Genomic DNA, 16518 nt, shown 5'->3' with positions numbered 1-16518 from the left:
GACGGTTTAATGACGCCAGTCGTGTTTCCAGTCCGCGTGACTGCTCAATCTTTTTTCGTAAAAAGCCAGGTCATCCGGATCATCTACTTCCAGCCAACGCCCGGATCCCGCGACCGTGGCGATAGAGACACCACTTTTCAGCAGGCGTGATAACAGGGTGGTCATATCCAGCTTGTCGATCTCGGTAGCGCTGTAGTCTTTCAGCAGGTTTTTAAGCTGCTGCCAGCCATGCGGCCGGAATAACAAGAGGCCCATGTATTGTCCGGCGATATCAGCCAGGTCAGTGACTTGCCGCCCGATATCGGTCAGATACCCGCCTTCACTTTGAAAGCTCTCGGCATCAGATAATGGCTCATCGAATCGTTGTGACCAGAGTGCCAGCCAGTCTTTATCATAGCTGATAGCAATATCCGCCGGGCATTCATTCAACTGCTTGACCCAGTCGGGGTGATAAAGAATATCGCCGTAGGAAACAATACACGCCTCGTGCTGGAGCAGTTCATCTGCCTGGAGCAGGGTCCTGACCATATTCGACTTATCCCAGAATGGATTATGAATACGGTTGACCGGGAAGCCTTCAAACTGCTCACCGAGATAGCCTGTTATCACTGTGACATCCCTGATCCCGGCCTGCTGCATCGCCGAAAGTTGCCATTCAAATAGCGGCTTTCCCGCGAGTTCAACCAACGGTTTGGGCTTATCGGCAGTGAGTCGGTTTAGTCTTGAGCCTCTTCCGGCTGCGAGAATGATCCCTTTCAATCTTGATTACCTAATAAAAAAGTCTGTAATAAATGTTTGTCATGATCCGCATAGGGCTGTTCACGTTCAGGATGCCACATCAGCCCAAGCATAGGGGCCTGCGAATGTTTCACGGCCTCAATTTGCTGCTCGCTGGTGGTGGCCAGCGCGCTCAATGCTTCCGGACTGCTCTTTTGTGACAGCCCCATCGTGTGAAAGGAGTTGACTTCACAAGGGGTGTTTTCCCCCGTCAACGCTTCCCATTCAGCTGTCGGATACACCAGGTGGCGTTTCGCAATGTGCATTTCCGCCGGTACTGGACTCAATGCGCCACCAAAATATCGCCAGAGTAGTTGCAACCCACGGCAGATTCCCACCAAAGGCATATTATTTTCCAAAGCATGCTCAATAAGCGCGGTTTCTGTCTCGTCCCGAATCGGACTGTCACCAATATCGTTACCGCCCGACAAAATCAGTCCATCAATTCGCTGCGCCCTGACAAAATCACGGACAGCCTTGTCGCCCAGGTTGGGGATCATCAGCCATGTTGCCCGCGCCCCCAGCACCCAGTCCAGAAAGGGGTACCAGTCATGTGCCAGTGCATCGCGAGGCTCCTGATAGCCTGTTGCCTTGACAACACGCATACTGATACCGATGATTTTTTTCTCAGCCATGAGCTCTGGGTTGTAAGGTCCGGTTGTGGCAGTTCAGCATGACATTACCGGCTTTAACCATACGACCAAACGTCTGCTCACCACAACCGATCGCCGCCGGAATGCCAAATTCGGCACACCGTATCGCCATATGTGAATTGGCACCGCCAAACTGGGTGATGAGCCCCCGAATGCCCTTGGTAAAAATCCAGTCAAAGCCGGGATCGGCATTTTTAATACAGACAATTTTGTTAAACAGCGACTGAGAGGCTGAGGATTTAGCATCCAGCAGGACGGTCTCACCGCTAATGGATTCATTGGTGATAAAGGTCGGCTCATGACGATTGACCGGGATAACAAAGACATCACGCGCATCACGCAATAAATACCCCAACCGTAGAGGTAACGCCGCCCGCAGACTCTTTTCTGCTTCAGCCGCTTTATCGAGAAAATAGCGATCCTGGAAATCGAGTACCGGTGCAATAGCGCTGCTCTTGATATCTCCCCAGTCAAGGTAAGACACATCTTCGCGTGACAGCCCACTCATCTCCCCCCAACGCGACAGACAGAAGAGTGCATCAGACAAGCTGCGGGTGAACACAAATTTGCCCAGTTCACGGCCTTTGATGGCTAGCTCGGCATAGACAAACAATGCTGAAGCATTCAGCTTCAGTCCGGCGTCGGCCAGCATTTTATCAATCGCCGCTTGCTCCTCAGCAGTGTAATCAAAGTCACGCTGTGTCGATTTTGCTTTTGTGCTGGTCTGGTTACTAAACAGATCCGGGCTTTCGTCATAACGCAGGGAAGTAATATCGTAGGTACCGGGTCGCAGGTGACCATATTTACCGAGAAATGCCGGTATCAATGACGGTTCCTGCGCAGCCATTTGAAAATCGACGACCAAATCACTGGTCACCGTATGGATTGCATGCTTGAGCTGGGCAACGCGATCGGCCGTGATAGCCCCGGCGCGCACCAGCGAACGGAGCAATGCTTCTGCCATAAACCCATGCCTTGCCAGACAGGCGAAGGGAAAGGTGCCGGAATGTCGACATTCATCCACCAACTCAATTGCCAGTTGCAACGGGTCTTCCGTCTGCTCCAGATCAATCCGGCTTCGTTGCTGCTGGCGAGATACCAAGGTGTCAACTTGTGCCATAGATTGCTTGAGATTACCGTGTTCAGTGCAATCCAGTAGTGTATTGGTTAATGTCTGCAGCTCAGTTTTATAAACCGTCAGCTCTTCATCACTCAGCAGGTTCGGATAACGCTGTTTAAAGTGCTTTTCAAAGTCGACATCGAGACAAGTATCGGCAATCTCAAATTCAACCTTGTCATGCAGTTCCGGCCGATGATCCAGTCGGTCCAACCAGGCATTGATCAGCTTTTCACCGATGCTGTCCGGGAGTGGCGCTGGCAGGAAGGAATTAAAGCTGTTACGGATATCGATATAGGGATGGTGGTCAATCACTACCATCAACTCTTCAGCAGGCAAAGCGCGGTAACCCATGGTCGCCCTGGCATCGCGCCAGATTTCACTTGTGACCAGCTCACGATACAGGGATACCGCCAGGGGCCTGGGGGTCACACCAATAATTTCCGCCGGATTCCAGTCGGTCATCACCCCGAGAATGGTTCGTTCTCCGAGCAGATTGTTCCTCGGTGCCGAGCGTTGTTTAATAAAGTTTTCAATAAACGTCAGTTTGCGTGAAGTTCGGCGTTCAGTGACCGGATGCCAGGTTTTATGCAGGGCAATCCGGCGCACCTGGAGGACAAATAGTGCACCTGACGCGGTGAGCACAAATTCGATATCCAGCGGCACATTACCGCACACCTGTTCCAGTTCATGGACACCGTGAAGAATAGCCCTGATGCGGGTAGATTCAATTAAATCCGGTTCATATTCACGATGTAACAGCACCGTTTTGTTGACCCCGTTACCGGCAGTAATGGTATCGGTGCGGCCACTCTCATCATCGTAACTGACCACATAGTAGGGCGCCCCGGTTTCAATGTCGTGGGTCATCACCACACCGCTGAGCGCTACATCCGACAACATCGGCTGCACCAGCACCTGATCAAGGGGATTGCCGGAATAGGAGTCGACCACGGTCTGGACCGCTGCAATCAGGCTTTGATGGTCACTGGCCCTGACGTTGAGAACAGAGTCATAGGCACCCGCCATCGAACTTGCCTCACCATCTTCCCCCTGTGCGCTGCTTCGCACAGCCAGCGTATCACCAGCAAAACGTTCAACTATGGCAGCCAGGACACTGTCGCGGGATTGCTGCCATTGTTCGCAGGAGAAAAAATATTGTGGTAACAGCTGACTTTGACTCAGGCTGCCCTGCAAATTTTCCAGCGTTTCCGCCTTGGTACCGAAATCAAAGGCTATCGCCAGCATCTGCTGTCTCCTCTAAAGACAAAATGGCAAGATGCTTGAGCAGAGGATGAATGACGTAAAACATCTCTCCTTCCTCCTCAATCGCAATGGGATCGGGTAAACAACCCTCAAGGACATAGTGTTTCAGCACCGTCAGCAGCAAGTCCGACCGTATTGCACAATCATAGGCATAGTCGATATCCGAATGTTGAGCAGGTGCGGGATAAGTTTTACGGGCCAGGATCGGGCCGTTATCAATAGCTTGTGTTAAAAGCAGCGCTGATGCGGCGCAATATCCCTGCTCCAGCAAGCTGTAATAGAGTGTGGTGCTGCCGCGATAATCCGGTAACCAGCCGGAATGGATGTGTAAAAGCGGGCCTGACACTGCCAGCACTCTCTCCGGTACCAGCTGTCCGCCGAAGCCGGAAAAAACCGTTAGTGCCGGAGATAATTCCACCAGTCGCTCAATGACTTCATCGCCCCCGATAGCCTCATCGTCGATATAACTTGCCTGCCAACCGGCATCTGTAATGGTTTGACTGAGTGGGATAGTGAAGTCGGTCTGAGGTAATGATAGAGCATGACCACGGGTATCCTGCGTCAGGTTTCGGGGGCGGGCATTACCGTAAACAACGACATGCTCAGGTGTGAGTCCATCTGCACTGATGGCTTGCAGATAAGCTTGTGAGCGCGCCGTCGGGGCGCACAGTACAATAAAACCCGTCGTACGACTCATAGCATCAGCCTTTGTTGCAGTTGGCTGACACAGGTCTTTTCCTGTTCAAGCAGCCAGGCCAGGTGACGCAGTTGTGTAGGTGAGAGCTCTTTTTGCTGTGATACCAGTGTATCCATCACTTTAAGCAGCGTATTGAGTAATTGCAGCCTGGGCTGATATTGATAACTGGTAGCGAGCCATTCGGCAAAAAGCAGATAGTTATCCAGATCCTGATAGCCACTATCGGTCACGGGTCGATGCGGCGGTTCAGACTGGTAGACAGAAAACAGTCTTTTTTTGACTTCAAATTTTTTAATCAGCCGCGGCCACCAGTATGTTTGATCGGCCTGCTGAATCAACAGATCAAGTAACAGGTTGCGGGTGACGATGTCTTTACCTGCAGGGTCACATTGAGCAATATCGGCTGAGGGTCGGTTGCTACTACCGGGCATGGAAACCAGTGAACGGCTCTGTTGCCAGGCCTCCAGAAAAGTGCTGCCGTGAAAGGCCGTGTAGAAGTAGGTGTTGGGCTGCTCCAGCAATGGCCCCTGCGCATAGGGATAAATGTTGTCGCTGAACATCAGTGGATGCCCGCCAAACTGAGAATCGACTCAGCATAGGCTTCGATATCAGCCTGCTGATGACTGTTTTCGATAACAAGATCAGGGTTTTGAGGCCGGTCAAAAGGAATATCAACCCCCACTACATTGTGGGTCTCACCATCCAGGGCAGACTGATATAGACCCTTGTCATCACGTGCAATCAGTTCTGCCATGGGCACATCAACAAACACCTCAAAATAAGCACTCAGTGTGTTTCTATTATGCTGCCGATGGTCCTCGAAAATTGACAGCAAACAGCAGACAACATTGATACCCTGACTGTCGAGCAGCTGACACAGGCCGATAGCACGCTGCGCGTTTACCCGGCGCCCTTCAATGCTGTAATCGGTTTTTTGATTATCGTGAGCAAAGACCTGTCGCAACTGATCGCCATCCAGCAACACGGTATTGGGTGTCTTCTGCCGCCATTTTTCATAGACGGCTTTACCGATAGTTGTTTTACCTGCGCCTGACAGACCGACAATCCAGATAACCATAATTACGCTGTCAGCCCCTCTCGCTGGATGATGTCACTCGCCTCCAGAATCGCTTTGGCAGCAACCTCGGAAGCATGGCCATAATTCGGCGCGAAATAATAAGCCCGCAGTTGTTCACGCCGTTGCTGCTGTTGTTGCCAGATCGCCTCATTATTGAGCACATCACTGATCATATGAAAGCTCCCGGTATCAAGGCTGACAATATCATTTCTCAGCATGAGATCAGGGGAACCGGCACCGGCCAGCGGGTCCTGCTGTGCATCCGGCAGGTTAAGCAGCAGCAACGGTTTATCCAGATAAATCGCCCCAAAGGCGGTACCGCCGTAATCGCAGATCACTTTATCTGCCAGTGCAAACAGGTAAACATTATCAATCACTGAGGTAATAACCGCAGTAAATGGCAAAGGAGCCAGCAAATCAATAATTTCCGGCTCTTCTTCCTGGGTCAGCGGATGCAGTTTGACGATGATGTTGTATTCATCTGCAAGCCCGGCCATCTTTTCGGCATAGGCAGGAACAGAAGAGAGTTCACGCCAGGTCGGCAACCACAACAGGGTCTCTTTATCAGGATCCAGTTGGAGCTGCTCCGTAAGTGGCGTCAGATCCGGCAGGCCATTGAAGAAAATGTCATAACGCGGGTAGCCCATCTGCACCACCGGTGCGTCGAATCGGGCCAGTTGTTCTTGATGAAAAGGACCAAAGCCCAGAAACAGATCATAGCTGTTGTTCCAGGCGGAAAAATTGTGGCGGGCTTTGCCCAACGCATACATAAAGCGAATATTTTTCTCAGCAATCGCCTCGATCAGGGGGCGGCCATTGAATTGATGCATGGCGTGGTTGGAGACCATGAATGGAAAGCGATGCCCTTCTGCCAGCACATCTTCCAGCATGACATAATGAACCTGGTATTCCTCACAGGCTTCAATCGTGCGTTCTCTTTCAAACTCCGTACCGTGCACCACGATAATGAAGTCTTCGCGCTTTAACTTATTCCAGACAGGGCCATAATGGTTAAACATTTCCGAGAAATGAACCAGAAAAGCAATCTCGAAATCCTCAATTTTCACGCTGTAAATCCCTTCTCTGCGACCCGTCAGATGAAATTAAACAATGACAAACCCTGCACTTTAACATAAGCCTGCTGAGCGGCCTGCAGGCCAACAGACTGCTGGTTGAGACGGGTGATCGCTTCAGCATAATCCAGGTCAGCCAGTTGCGAGCGGTTGGTTTCCAGGCTGGCAATGCTGGCTTCATTGACAGCACGTTGCTGATCAATCGCGTTCAATCGGGCGCCGACATCAGTGCGGGCACCAAAGACCTGCTCCATGGCTGTATCCATATTGGAGAGAAAATCGCCGTTATTCGGGGCAACCGACACATTATTGTTATTCAGCGCGGTAGCAAAATCATCGATGGTCTGAAATATCGCCTGGGTATTACCATCCAGGTTGGTACTGACAAAAATCTGATCACCGGGCTCACTGACTTCCACCAGATAACCACCTCCCACGCGCACATTTCGCTGACCATCGTCGCCGTTGTAGGCATAGGTGGTCGGGTTAAAAGCCTTGGTATTGGACTGATAACCGGAAAAAAGGTATTCGCCATTGGCATCCGTCGTATTGGCCAGGCTCAACAGGCTTTGATTGAGCTGGTTGATTTCCTCAGCAATACCGGCACGGGCATTCGCATCGTTGGAGTCATTCAGGCCCTGCACTGCCAGTTCGCGTATACGCTGCATGATATTTGAGGCGCTGGTGAGGACACCATCAGTCACACTGAGTTTATTCTCCGCCACATCGGCATTACCCTGATATTGCTCAGTGAGATTCAAATCACGATCAATACCGAGAATTCTGACCGCCGCGACAGGATCATTAGAGGGCGTCAGAAGACGCTCACCGGTCGAAACCTGCTGCTGGGTTTTGGCCAGCTCCGTCTGCTGACGCAGCATGTCCTCGACACTTTGTTGCTGAATGTAATTAGTGGATATACGCATAACGATCTCCTAGACCGCGTTGATAAGCGTATCAAATATCGTGTTGGAGACGACGATAATCTGAGACGCTGCCTGATAAGCCTGCTGATACTTAATGAGATCCGCCGCTTCTTCATCAAGATTGACACCGGACACACTGTCGAAGCGTTGTTTGGTCTGTTGCAGCAAAGCCTGCTGGGTTTCCTGACTGACTTCGGCCTGACGGGTACGGGTCGCGACATCTGACACAATAACTCCATACTGATCTGCCAGAGAGCGGGTCACCGGTGGGGGGCCGGGACTGACCTGAACCAGTGTATTGTCGGTTTGCAAATCAGCCAGGGCCAGGGCATTTTCATTATTACCGGTACCAGTATTGGTCCCGGATGAAGCGGCAATCTGACGCGGGTCGGTCAGGACCACATTGATATCCGCTGCCGAGGTACCGGTGGGGTCAAAAAAGTTACCGCCGGCATTGCCATCCAAATCAAAACCATTACTGTGCGCTGCATTAAACGCAGTCACCATTGATTCAGCCAGCAAGTCCAGTTCAGCGCGTGTGTTATCGATAATATTATTGCGGAACTGTAAGGCGCCTCCCAGGCTGCCACCGGTGATCTGGTTAGTGATATCTGTCTGAGTCGGACCAAAACCAATATTCAGACGTGGCGGATCAAAAGAACTGTCGCTGATCGTGTTGAGGTCAACCTGAGTGGTGCCAACCACCAGCCCCTGACCATTACCGACGAAGACATTCACGGTCCCGTTACTCTGCGGTACGGTAGTGACCGAGACATATTCTGAGAGCTTGTTAATCAGTTGATCCCGCTTGTCCAGCAGGTCATTGGGACTGCCTTTAGCCCCTTCCGCCTCCAGAATCGCCTGGTTCAGTTCGGCAATCCCACGGGTGATGTTGTTAATATCATCAACACCAACAGCGATATCATTATCAACATCGCTGGTCAGCTGAGTCAGCTGTGAATCCAGGGTGTTAAAGCGACTGGCCAGTAATTCACCCTGGGTCAGCATGACCTTGCGTGCAGAAATTGACGTCGGATCATTGGCGACTTCCTGCACCGCACCAAAGAACGCGTCCAGACCGCCGTTAATACCTAACTCTGAGGATCCCAGCAGATTATCAACCTGACGCGAATAAGACAAAAAGGTGTCCTGCTGCGCCTCCTGCGAAGTATAACTTCTCACCTGTGTCGCCAGAAAACTGTCATAAATACGTTCAACACTGTTGACCGTGACACCGGCACCAAGATAGAAATTGCCTTCGAAATTGGCTGGCCGCGTGACCTGCTCTGCACGCTGACGGGTGTAGCCTTCTGTGTTGATGTTACTGATGTTGTTACTGGTCGTCGACAGGGCTGTTTGTGCCGCCGACAACGCCGATGTGCCAATATTCAGAATACTCATCGCTCAGTTCCTCGTTTCAGACTCAGCATCTGTCAGAACAAATCCATATCGAGTGACATCTGCGCCAGCGTGTCACTGTTCATAATGCGTTTAATCTTATCGGCATACTGCGGGTCAGTGGCGTAGCCGGCTTTGTGTAACTGTTCAATGAAGGCATTGGGGTCACCCACATGCTGCAACGCTTTGCTATAACGCGGCTGAGTCTGTAAAAACTGCACATAATCATCAAAGCTCTGTTGATAGGAATCGTAAGCACGGAACGCCGACTGCTCATGCAAGGCTTTACCGTCACGATACTCAAGGGCATTTTTCGCCACGGTATCGCCTTCCCAACGATGCGCCTTGATATTGAACAGATTGAAGCTGCTGCCCTGTTGATCAGCCAGAATATATTTACCCCAGCCGGTTTCCAGTGCGGCCTGAGACAGAATGACTTCGGGGGCAACGCCCAGTTTTTCTGCAGCGCGTTCAGCATAAGGCCAGAGTTTTTCAACAAACTCATCAGGCGAGTTAAATCGTTTCGGCATATTGGCCATATCGAGTTCCACCACCTCATTTTCTTCCGCCTGCGGCTGCGGTCTGGCTTCCCGGATCTGTTCGATAATCTTCTCGTTAACTCGGATACCCAAGGACGGTCGCACGGTGACGGTGTCAATACTGAAGGTCTGACCCGGAATCACTTCAGCATTGTTGCCATACCGAGCGCCACCCAGCTGACGCATGATCACATCCTGCAGCCCGAGACCGCCACGCATCGACAAGTCAGAAGCGAGTTGCTGATCGGCCATGTCCTGATACATTTTGCTTTGTTCGGAATCAAACAGGCCTTCAGCCAGACTCGCTTGACGCATCGACTTGAGCATCATGTTGACAAACAGAGACTCGAACTGACCCGCGACCTGACGCAGGGTCTGCTGTTCATTCTGGCCCTGCCCCGCCTGCTGACGAAGCTGGTTCAGACCATGAAAGTCGATCGCGGACTGGGCGATTTTGGATTCCAGCGCCATGCTTAGATCACCACGAGCTCAGCACGTAAAGCACCGGCCTGTTTCAGTGCTTCCAGTATGGCAACCAGATCACCGGGCGCGGCCCCCACCTGATTCACTGCACGGACAATCTCATCCAGCGAGACACCCGGGTCAAACACGAACATCCGGCTGTCTTCTTCACTGATTTCGACATCGAAGTTAGGCGTAATCACAGTCTGTCCCTGTGACAGCGGGTTAGGCTGGCTGACCTCGGGATTCGCTGAGATAGTGACGGACAGGTTGCCGTGGGTGACCGCAGCCGGCGTGACTCTCACATGCTGGCCTATCACCACGGTACCACTGCGTGAGTTCACAACCACACGGGCCGGTGCTTCACCCGGACTCAGCTCCAGGTTTTCTACCAATGACAGGAAAGGCACACGCTGACTGGGGTCACGCGGCGCATTCACTCTGATTGAAGACGCATCCACTGAATTCGCCGTACCTTTACCCAGCGTGTGGTTGATCGCATCAGTCAGACGACTGGCGGTGGTGAAATCAGGACGATGCAGATTCAACACGATATGGTCGCCGACATTAAACGCATTCTTGACTGTCCGCTCGACGGTGGCACCGCCCGGCACCCGACCGGCACTGGGGATATTGACAGTAACCCTTGAACCGTCCGCAGCATCGGCACCAAAGCCCCCCACGACCAGATTGCCCTGCGCCATCGCATAGATATTGCCGTCAGCCCCTTTTAACGGTGTCATCAACAGACTACCGCCACGCAGGCTCTTGGCATCCCCCAATGAAGAGACGGTGACATCGATGGTTTGCCCCGGTTTTACGAACGGAGGCAGTTCAGCATGCACGGACACCGCTGCGACATTTTTACTCTTCGGGTCGGTGCCGGGTGGGATGTTAATCCCCATTTCCACCAGAAAGTTACGCAGGCTCTGGCCAGTAAACTTGGTTTTATCACCACTGCCATCCAGACCAACGACCAGACCGTAACCAATTAACTGGTTGGAGCGGACCCCGGCAATCGAAGCCAGATCCTTGACACGCTCGGCCTGAGCCAGGCCGGACAGCATCAAAAGCAAGCACGCCAATACAATTTTGATATTCATCTTACTTACCCTCAGAACGGCATCAGCGCACTGGCAAAGAAACGGCTGAGCCAGCCCATCACATTGGCGTCATTAGTGGGACCGTCTCCAACGTAAGCGATTTGCGCATCGGCAATTCTTACCGATGACACGGAATTATCTGCCTCTATATCCCGCGGACTGACAATCCCGGACAGACGGATGTATTCGTTACCTTGATTGATGGTGATAACTTTCTCACCACGGATGACCATATTGCCGTTGGCCAACACCTCAACAACGGAGACGCTGACATTGCCTGACAGCAGGTTGTTCTGTTCGCTTTCTCCCTCTCCCTCGAAATCGAGCTCAGACCCAAACCCAAAAGCCAGATTGTTATTATCTGTATTATCGAGCGGCAGTTGGCCTGGCAGGCTGAACTGGGGGCTGGCACCGAAAATAGTGGGATTGGCAATACTGGTGTTATTGCTCTTGCTGAACGTGGTTTCGTTCTCTTTCTCAGCGTCAGTTTGCTCTTCCAGTCTGACCGTCAAAATATCGCCGACACGACGAGCTCGGTAATCTTCAAACAGCGCGATGTTATTACGGACGTCAAAAATCGCCCCATCACTACGTTCTTCTATCTGTGTTGGTACCGGGCGCACGGCGGCATAGGCCGGATCGCGCTTGACGGTATTGCTGTTGCAGCCGGCCATCAGGGCCGCAGACAACAATATAAATGGCACCGTAAATTTCATCGTGACTCTCCACAAAAAAGCTTTGCAGAGTGATACTTGCAGACTTTGTGCCAGAACTTGGCAGTGAAAGAAGAAAAAAAGCCGGCCAAGAATGGCCGGCTTAAATGAGAGAGAAATTAAAGATTTTGACTAGCGTATTGCAACATCTGATCCGAGGTTGAGATGGCTTTTGAATTCATCTCGTAAGCTCTCTGAGTCTCGATCATGTTTATTAGTTCCGTCACCACATTGACGTTGGAAGTTTCCAGCGCACCACCGACAGTGGTACCAAAGCCGTCCAGACCCGGTGTACCCAGAATCGGCGGACCACTGGCTCCTGACTCTCTGAACAGGTTTTCACCGATGGGTTGCAGCCCCGTCGGGTTCACAAAATCGGCCAGATCCAGGTTGCCGACAATGGTCGGTTCAGCATCACCGGCCTGGAGCACACTGACGGTGCCGTCAGAACCGATAGTAATGCTCTGGGCATCTTCCGGAATGGTAATCCCCGGTTCCAGTGGATAACCGTTGGACATCACCATCTGGCCGGTGTTATCCAGTTGGAAAGTGCCATCACGGGTGTAGGACAGCGTGCCATCCGGCATCAGAATCTGGAAAAAGCCACGGCCCTGGATCGCGATATCCAGCGCATTCTGTGTTTGCACAATATTGCCCTGAGTATGCAGCTTCTCCGTTGCCACAGTGCGAACACCGGTCCCCACCATCAAACCCGAAGGCAGTTGGGTGCTGGCAGATGACTGGGCGCCGGGCTGACGAATGGTCTGATACAAAAGGTCCTCAAACACTGCCCGGTCCTGTTTGAACCCGGTGGTATTCACGTTGGCCAGGTTATTGGAAATCACTGACATCCGGGTTTGCTGGGCATCGAGGCCGGTTTTTGCAATCCATAAAGCCTGATTCATAATTTAACTCCTACTCTCGCCGGGCGGTAAAAATTGCCGCCTATGGCGGTTAACCATTCATCTGCATTAAACGCGCCGAAGCGGCACTGTTTTCCTGCGTGGTTTTCATCATCTTGACCTGCATTTCATACTGCCGCTGCAGTTCAATCATTTTGACCAGGGCGCCGACAGCATTGACGTTACTGCCCTCCAGCGTGCCTGAAGAGACCGTCACCGTGGCATCCAGCGGTGCATCGCCACCATCACGCATCCGCAACAGACCATCACTGTCTTTGAACACCTGTTGCAGATCCGGTTTCACCAGTTTGATACGGTCCAGCACGGCCAGCGCATTAGCGGCTTCACCGATAGGCCGGATGGAAATCGTCCCGTCACTGCCGATCTCGACTTTTTCTGCGGGTGGAATCGCAATCGGTCCGCCCTCGCCCATCACCGCGAGCCCGGTGCCGGTCACTAATTGGCCGGTTTCGGTGATCTGCAGGTCGCCGGCTCGGGTGTAACCTTCACGACCATCTTTACCCATGACGGCAATAAAGCCCTCGCCCTGCACCGAAATATCCAGTTCCCGGCCGGTGGATTGCACCGAACCCTGCTGATAATCCGTGCCTGGTCGCTCAGTCATCGAATAAACCCGGGTCGGCAACCCCTCACCAAACACCGGCATACTGCGGAACTGTTCAAAGTCCGCACGAAAACCGGTGGTGTTGATATTAGCCAGATTGTTGGCATTGGTCGCCTGTGCCTGCATGGTCTGCTGAGCGGCGTTCATGGCGATAAAAAGACTACGGTCCATAGCAAGTGCCTCTGATAACGAAAAGACTGGCAGTCAAAAAAAAAGTGCTGTATTACCTGATGCAGTTTTCGTTCCAGTTTGCTGAAAACCCCGCTCATTATTTGAGCGGGGTTATAGCCGAACTTAACGCAGATTAATAATGGTCTGGGTGATGGCGTTGTTGGTCTCAATCGCTTTCGAGTTGGCCTGGAAGTTACGCTGGGCGGTAATCAGCCCAACAAGCTCCTTGGTCAGATCCACGTTTGAGGTTTCCAGCGCCCCTGCCTGCACTTCACCGAAGCTACCGGTAGAAGCTTCACCGGCTATGACCGGACCGGAGTCGGTGGTTTCTTTCCAGGCGGTACTGCCGATTTTATTCAGTGCCTGCGGGTTGGCAAAGTCGCCCAGGGCAATTTTGCCGATGGGTACAGCCTGACCATTACTGTAGGTGGCACGAATCAGCCCTTCTTCACTCACATCCACCCCGGTCAGCCGACCAGTCGGGAAACCATTCACAGTCAATGCTCCGACATTAAATGCCCCGGAGTTCTGGGTTGAACCATCCAGAGACAGGGTAATTGTCTGGGTTTCGGCACCGCTGGCCCATTCAGAAGCGGTGGTATCGGTAAAACTCAGCGTAATCGGATCCAACGCAGCAGTCGCGGGGTTGGCATCTACCGTATCAAGGGTTCCATCAGCATTAAAACTGACGCGTACATCGGTTTCCAATGCGAATGGCGTACCCGGTGTACCACCTTTGACTTCACCGCCGTCTATATAAGCGGCCATCTGCCACTGATTATCACCCACTGCCGGTGTGCCTGCATTGGAATCAATGTGTTGATAATAAGTCGTGACCACATGCTCATTACCCAGTGAGTCATAGACGGTGGCTGAGGTCGAGAAGCTGTAAGAGTCAGGATCATTGGGATCGATCGCCAGAATGCCCCCCGCACCATCGTCAATACCTGGCGAAGTCGATGGCAGGTTGGTAGCAATGCCCAGGTTAGTTGTCGCTTCCGGTGCCCCCACTGACGGTGGCAATTGAATCGGACCGGTGGCATTCATACTGGTCGCAGAAATCTGACCGGAACTGTCGACCGGAAAAGCCCGCAGATACCAGCCTTCATTGGAGACGATATATCCGTCTTTGTTGACACCGAACTCACCCGCACGGGTATAGATGACTTCACCACTATCCAGTTCCGGTGCCATGGCAAAGAATCCCTCACCGCTGATGGCCAAGTCTAAAGCGTTATCAGTAAACTCCAGGTTCCCCTGACTGAACTGTTGTGCCACTTTCTGTAGAACGGCACCGTTACCGATCGCTGTGCTGCTGGTTGTGCCGAAGGCTGAGATAGCAAAAACATCACCGAACTCTGCACGGGACTGTTTAAAACCGGTCGTATTCACGTTGGCAATATTGTTGGATTTAACATTCAGGTCCGCTGTGGCTGCGTTCAAACCGCTTAATGCTGTGCTAAAAGACATAGTGATGTCCTCCTTAGATAATTTCTTGTACTTCGCTGAACGGCACGGAACCGATACCTGCGAGATTGACTGTTAGACCCTGGCTACCTGAGCCGACCAGAACGCTGGAAACTTTGGCAATCGTGGCGGTGGCAAAAGCGGTGTTTTCACCGTCAACCGTTCCGGTTGCCTTGAACTGATAGATACCTTCCGGCATCGCATTACCGTTATCGTCAAAACCATCCCAACTGAAGTTGGTATAGCCGGAAGCACCGCCCATCTCGATCGTTTTCACTGCAACACCGGCCTCGTTATAAACCGTCACTTTGAGGTCTGAAACCGGCTCAGCTACGTTAATCTGGCCGGTCAGCCCACTGTCCGGCGACATATAGCCGATGGAAGATGGCACCAGAACAGAACGCCCCACCAGAGAAGAGCCCTGCAAGGCCTGATCAGATTGCATCGCCTTGGCAAAGCTGGAGAAAGAATCCTGGAGATCAGCGATGCCGCTGACCGTTCCGAATGAGGCAATCTGCCCCAGAAAATCGCCACTTTCCATGGGTTTCAGCGGATCCTGGTTTTTAAGTTGGGTGGTCATCAGCGACATGAAGTCTTCCAACGCCAGCTCACCGGTATCCTTGGCTTCATTGCCGGTGCTGGACGTTTGACCATTAAGAAAGGCATATGGGTTATCACCTACTCCGTTGACTGCCATGATCATTTACTCCTGTGCTTGTTTACCGGCCCAACTGCAAAGTACGCAGCAGGAGCTGTTTGGATGTGTTGGCGATCTCAACATTGTTCTGGTACGAACGTGAGGCAGACATCATATTGGCCATCTCAGTGATTGGATCGACATTGGAATGGAACACGTAACCATCCTCGTTGGCGAGTGGATGGGTGGGGTTATATTCAGTTCTCACCGGCGCCTGACTCTCAGTCACGCCATGAACCTGTACCGAACCTTTTTTGTAGCCTTCCTGTGCTTCATCCAGCACAGCCGAAAAGACCGGCTGGCGGGCGCGATAAACTTCATTCACGCTACTACTCACACTATCGGCATTGGCGAGATTACTGGCGGTCGTATTGAGTCGCAATGACTGGGCGCTCATGCCGGTACCGGCAATATCAAAAATATTAAACAGAGACATCTTTACTCTCCTTTAAGCGCCTTGGTCAGGCTACTGAACTTGCCACCCAGCCACTCAAGGCTGGCCTGGTACTGGACTGCGTTCTGCATGAACTGTGCCTGTTCTATTTGTTCATCCACCGTATTTCCATCCAGTGAATCCTGCATTGCAATACGGTATTGAATCGGCGCCATCAGCCCTTCACTGCCACCACCACCGGTAAATGGCATGTGATTCTGGTGAGTGGTTTTCATCATCGATGCATTACCGCTGTCCATGGCGTTGTTTAATGCTGACCTGAAATCAATATCCTGTGCCTTGAAATTAGGCGTATCGGCATTAGCCAGATTGGCTGCAAGCAATTCAGCTCGTTGCGAACGCACCCTCACAGCATCGGCATGAATTCCCAGCGCAGAATCGAAATTGATTGGCATGTCAC

The 16518-nt window shown here is 52.0% G+C and carries 18 protein-coding genes; all 18 read right to left on the bottom strand.

Going from position 1 to position 16518, the window contains the following annotated elements:
* Positions 1 to 6 precede the first annotated feature (6 nt).
* Positions 7 to 759 carry a phosphocholine cytidylyltransferase family protein gene (locus tag OMQ46_RS15210; protein WP_266238282.1) on the bottom strand — a complete coding sequence of 251 codons (753 nt, stop codon included), beginning with the start codon at positions 757 to 759 and terminating at the stop codon, positions 7 to 9.
* Positions 756 to 1412 (bottom strand): gamma-glutamyl-gamma-aminobutyrate hydrolase family protein, encoded by a 657-nt coding sequence (locus tag OMQ46_RS15205; protein WP_266238281.1) that lies wholly within the window; start codon positions 1410 to 1412, stop codon positions 756 to 758. The genes OMQ46_RS15210 and OMQ46_RS15205 overlap by 4 nt, the downstream gene beginning before the upstream one ends.
* Positions 1405 to 3795, bottom strand: coding sequence for a PEP/pyruvate-binding domain-containing protein (locus OMQ46_RS15200; protein WP_266238279.1), 2391 nt, complete (start codon positions 3793 to 3795; stop codon positions 1405 to 1407). The genes OMQ46_RS15205 and OMQ46_RS15200 overlap by 8 nt, the downstream gene beginning before the upstream one ends.
* Positions 3776 to 4510 carry a formyltransferase family protein gene (locus OMQ46_RS15195; protein WP_266238277.1) on the bottom strand — a complete coding sequence of 245 codons (735 nt, stop codon included), beginning with the start codon at positions 4508 to 4510 and terminating at the stop codon, positions 3776 to 3778. The genes OMQ46_RS15200 and OMQ46_RS15195 overlap by 20 nt, the downstream gene beginning before the upstream one ends.
* On the bottom strand, positions 4507 to 5070 hold the full coding sequence (locus OMQ46_RS15190; RefSeq protein ID WP_266238275.1) for a hypothetical protein: 564 nt from the start codon (positions 5068 to 5070) through the stop codon (positions 4507 to 4509). Before OMQ46_RS15190 ends, OMQ46_RS15195 begins: the two co-directional genes overlap by 4 nt.
* A complete protein-coding gene (locus OMQ46_RS15185; RefSeq protein WP_266238273.1) occupies positions 5070 to 5588 on the bottom strand; it encodes an adenylyl-sulfate kinase in 519 nt (172 codons plus the stop codon). The genes OMQ46_RS15190 and OMQ46_RS15185 overlap by 1 nt, the downstream gene beginning before the upstream one ends.
* A 2-nt stretch (positions 5589 to 5590) precedes the next feature.
* The gene (locus OMQ46_RS15180; RefSeq protein ID WP_266238271.1) at positions 5591 to 6655 is read right to left on the bottom strand and encodes a CDP-glycerol glycerophosphotransferase family protein; all 1065 of its coding nucleotides are present in this window, start codon (positions 6653 to 6655) and stop codon (positions 5591 to 5593) included.
* A 26-nt stretch (positions 6656 to 6681) separates the two neighbouring features.
* Complete coding sequence (flgL, locus tag OMQ46_RS15175; protein ID WP_266238269.1) at positions 6682 to 7587, bottom strand: flagellar hook-associated protein FlgL; 906 nt, start codon at positions 7585 to 7587, stop codon at positions 6682 to 6684.
* Between the two features lie 9 nt (positions 7588 to 7596).
* Positions 7597 to 8988, bottom strand: coding sequence for a flagellar hook-associated protein FlgK (gene flgK / locus OMQ46_RS15170; RefSeq protein WP_266238267.1), 1392 nt, complete (start codon positions 8986 to 8988; stop codon positions 7597 to 7599).
* A gap of 32 nt (positions 8989 to 9020) precedes the next feature.
* On the bottom strand, positions 9021 to 9995 hold the full coding sequence (gene flgJ / locus OMQ46_RS15165) for a flagellar assembly peptidoglycan hydrolase FlgJ (RefSeq protein ID WP_266238265.1): 975 nt from the start codon (positions 9993 to 9995) through the stop codon (positions 9021 to 9023).
* 2 nt (positions 9996 to 9997) lie between these two features.
* Positions 9998 to 11089, bottom strand: coding sequence for a flagellar basal body P-ring protein FlgI (locus tag OMQ46_RS15160; RefSeq protein ID WP_266238263.1), 1092 nt, complete (start codon positions 11087 to 11089; stop codon positions 9998 to 10000).
* Between the two features lie 11 nt (positions 11090 to 11100).
* Complete coding sequence (locus OMQ46_RS15155; protein WP_266238261.1) at positions 11101 to 11805, bottom strand: flagellar basal body L-ring protein FlgH; 705 nt, start codon at positions 11803 to 11805, stop codon at positions 11101 to 11103.
* A gap of 116 nt (positions 11806 to 11921) precedes the next feature.
* Entirely contained in the window at positions 11922 to 12707 is a 786-nt protein-coding gene (gene flgG / locus OMQ46_RS15150) for a flagellar basal-body rod protein FlgG (protein WP_266238260.1), read from the bottom strand.
* Between the two features lie 49 nt (positions 12708 to 12756).
* Positions 12757 to 13500: a flagellar basal-body rod protein FlgF gene (gene flgF / locus OMQ46_RS15145; RefSeq protein ID WP_266238259.1), complete on the bottom strand. Its 744-nt coding sequence runs from the start codon at positions 13498 to 13500 to the stop codon at positions 12757 to 12759.
* Between the two features lie 123 nt (positions 13501 to 13623).
* Entirely contained in the window at positions 13624 to 14970 is a 1347-nt protein-coding gene (flgE, locus tag OMQ46_RS15140) for a flagellar hook protein FlgE (protein ID WP_266238257.1), read from the bottom strand.
* 13 nt (positions 14971 to 14983) lie between these two features.
* Positions 14984 to 15664 (bottom strand): flagellar hook assembly protein FlgD, encoded by a 681-nt coding sequence (locus OMQ46_RS15135; protein WP_266238255.1) that lies wholly within the window; start codon positions 15662 to 15664, stop codon positions 14984 to 14986.
* A gap of 22 nt (positions 15665 to 15686) precedes the next feature.
* Positions 15687 to 16100, bottom strand: a complete 414-nt coding sequence (flgC, locus tag OMQ46_RS15130; protein WP_266238253.1) for a flagellar basal body rod protein FlgC — start codon at positions 16098 to 16100, stop codon at positions 15687 to 15689.
* A 2-nt stretch (positions 16101 to 16102) separates the two neighbouring features.
* Positions 16103 to 16513, bottom strand: coding sequence for a flagellar basal body rod protein FlgB (gene flgB / locus OMQ46_RS15125; protein ID WP_266238251.1), 411 nt, complete (start codon positions 16511 to 16513; stop codon positions 16103 to 16105).
* Positions 16514 to 16518 lie beyond the last annotated feature (5 nt).

It is taken from the genome of Methylophaga sp. OBS1 (assembly GCF_026319365.1).
This window is presented reverse-complemented; position numbering and strand designations above follow the sequence as displayed.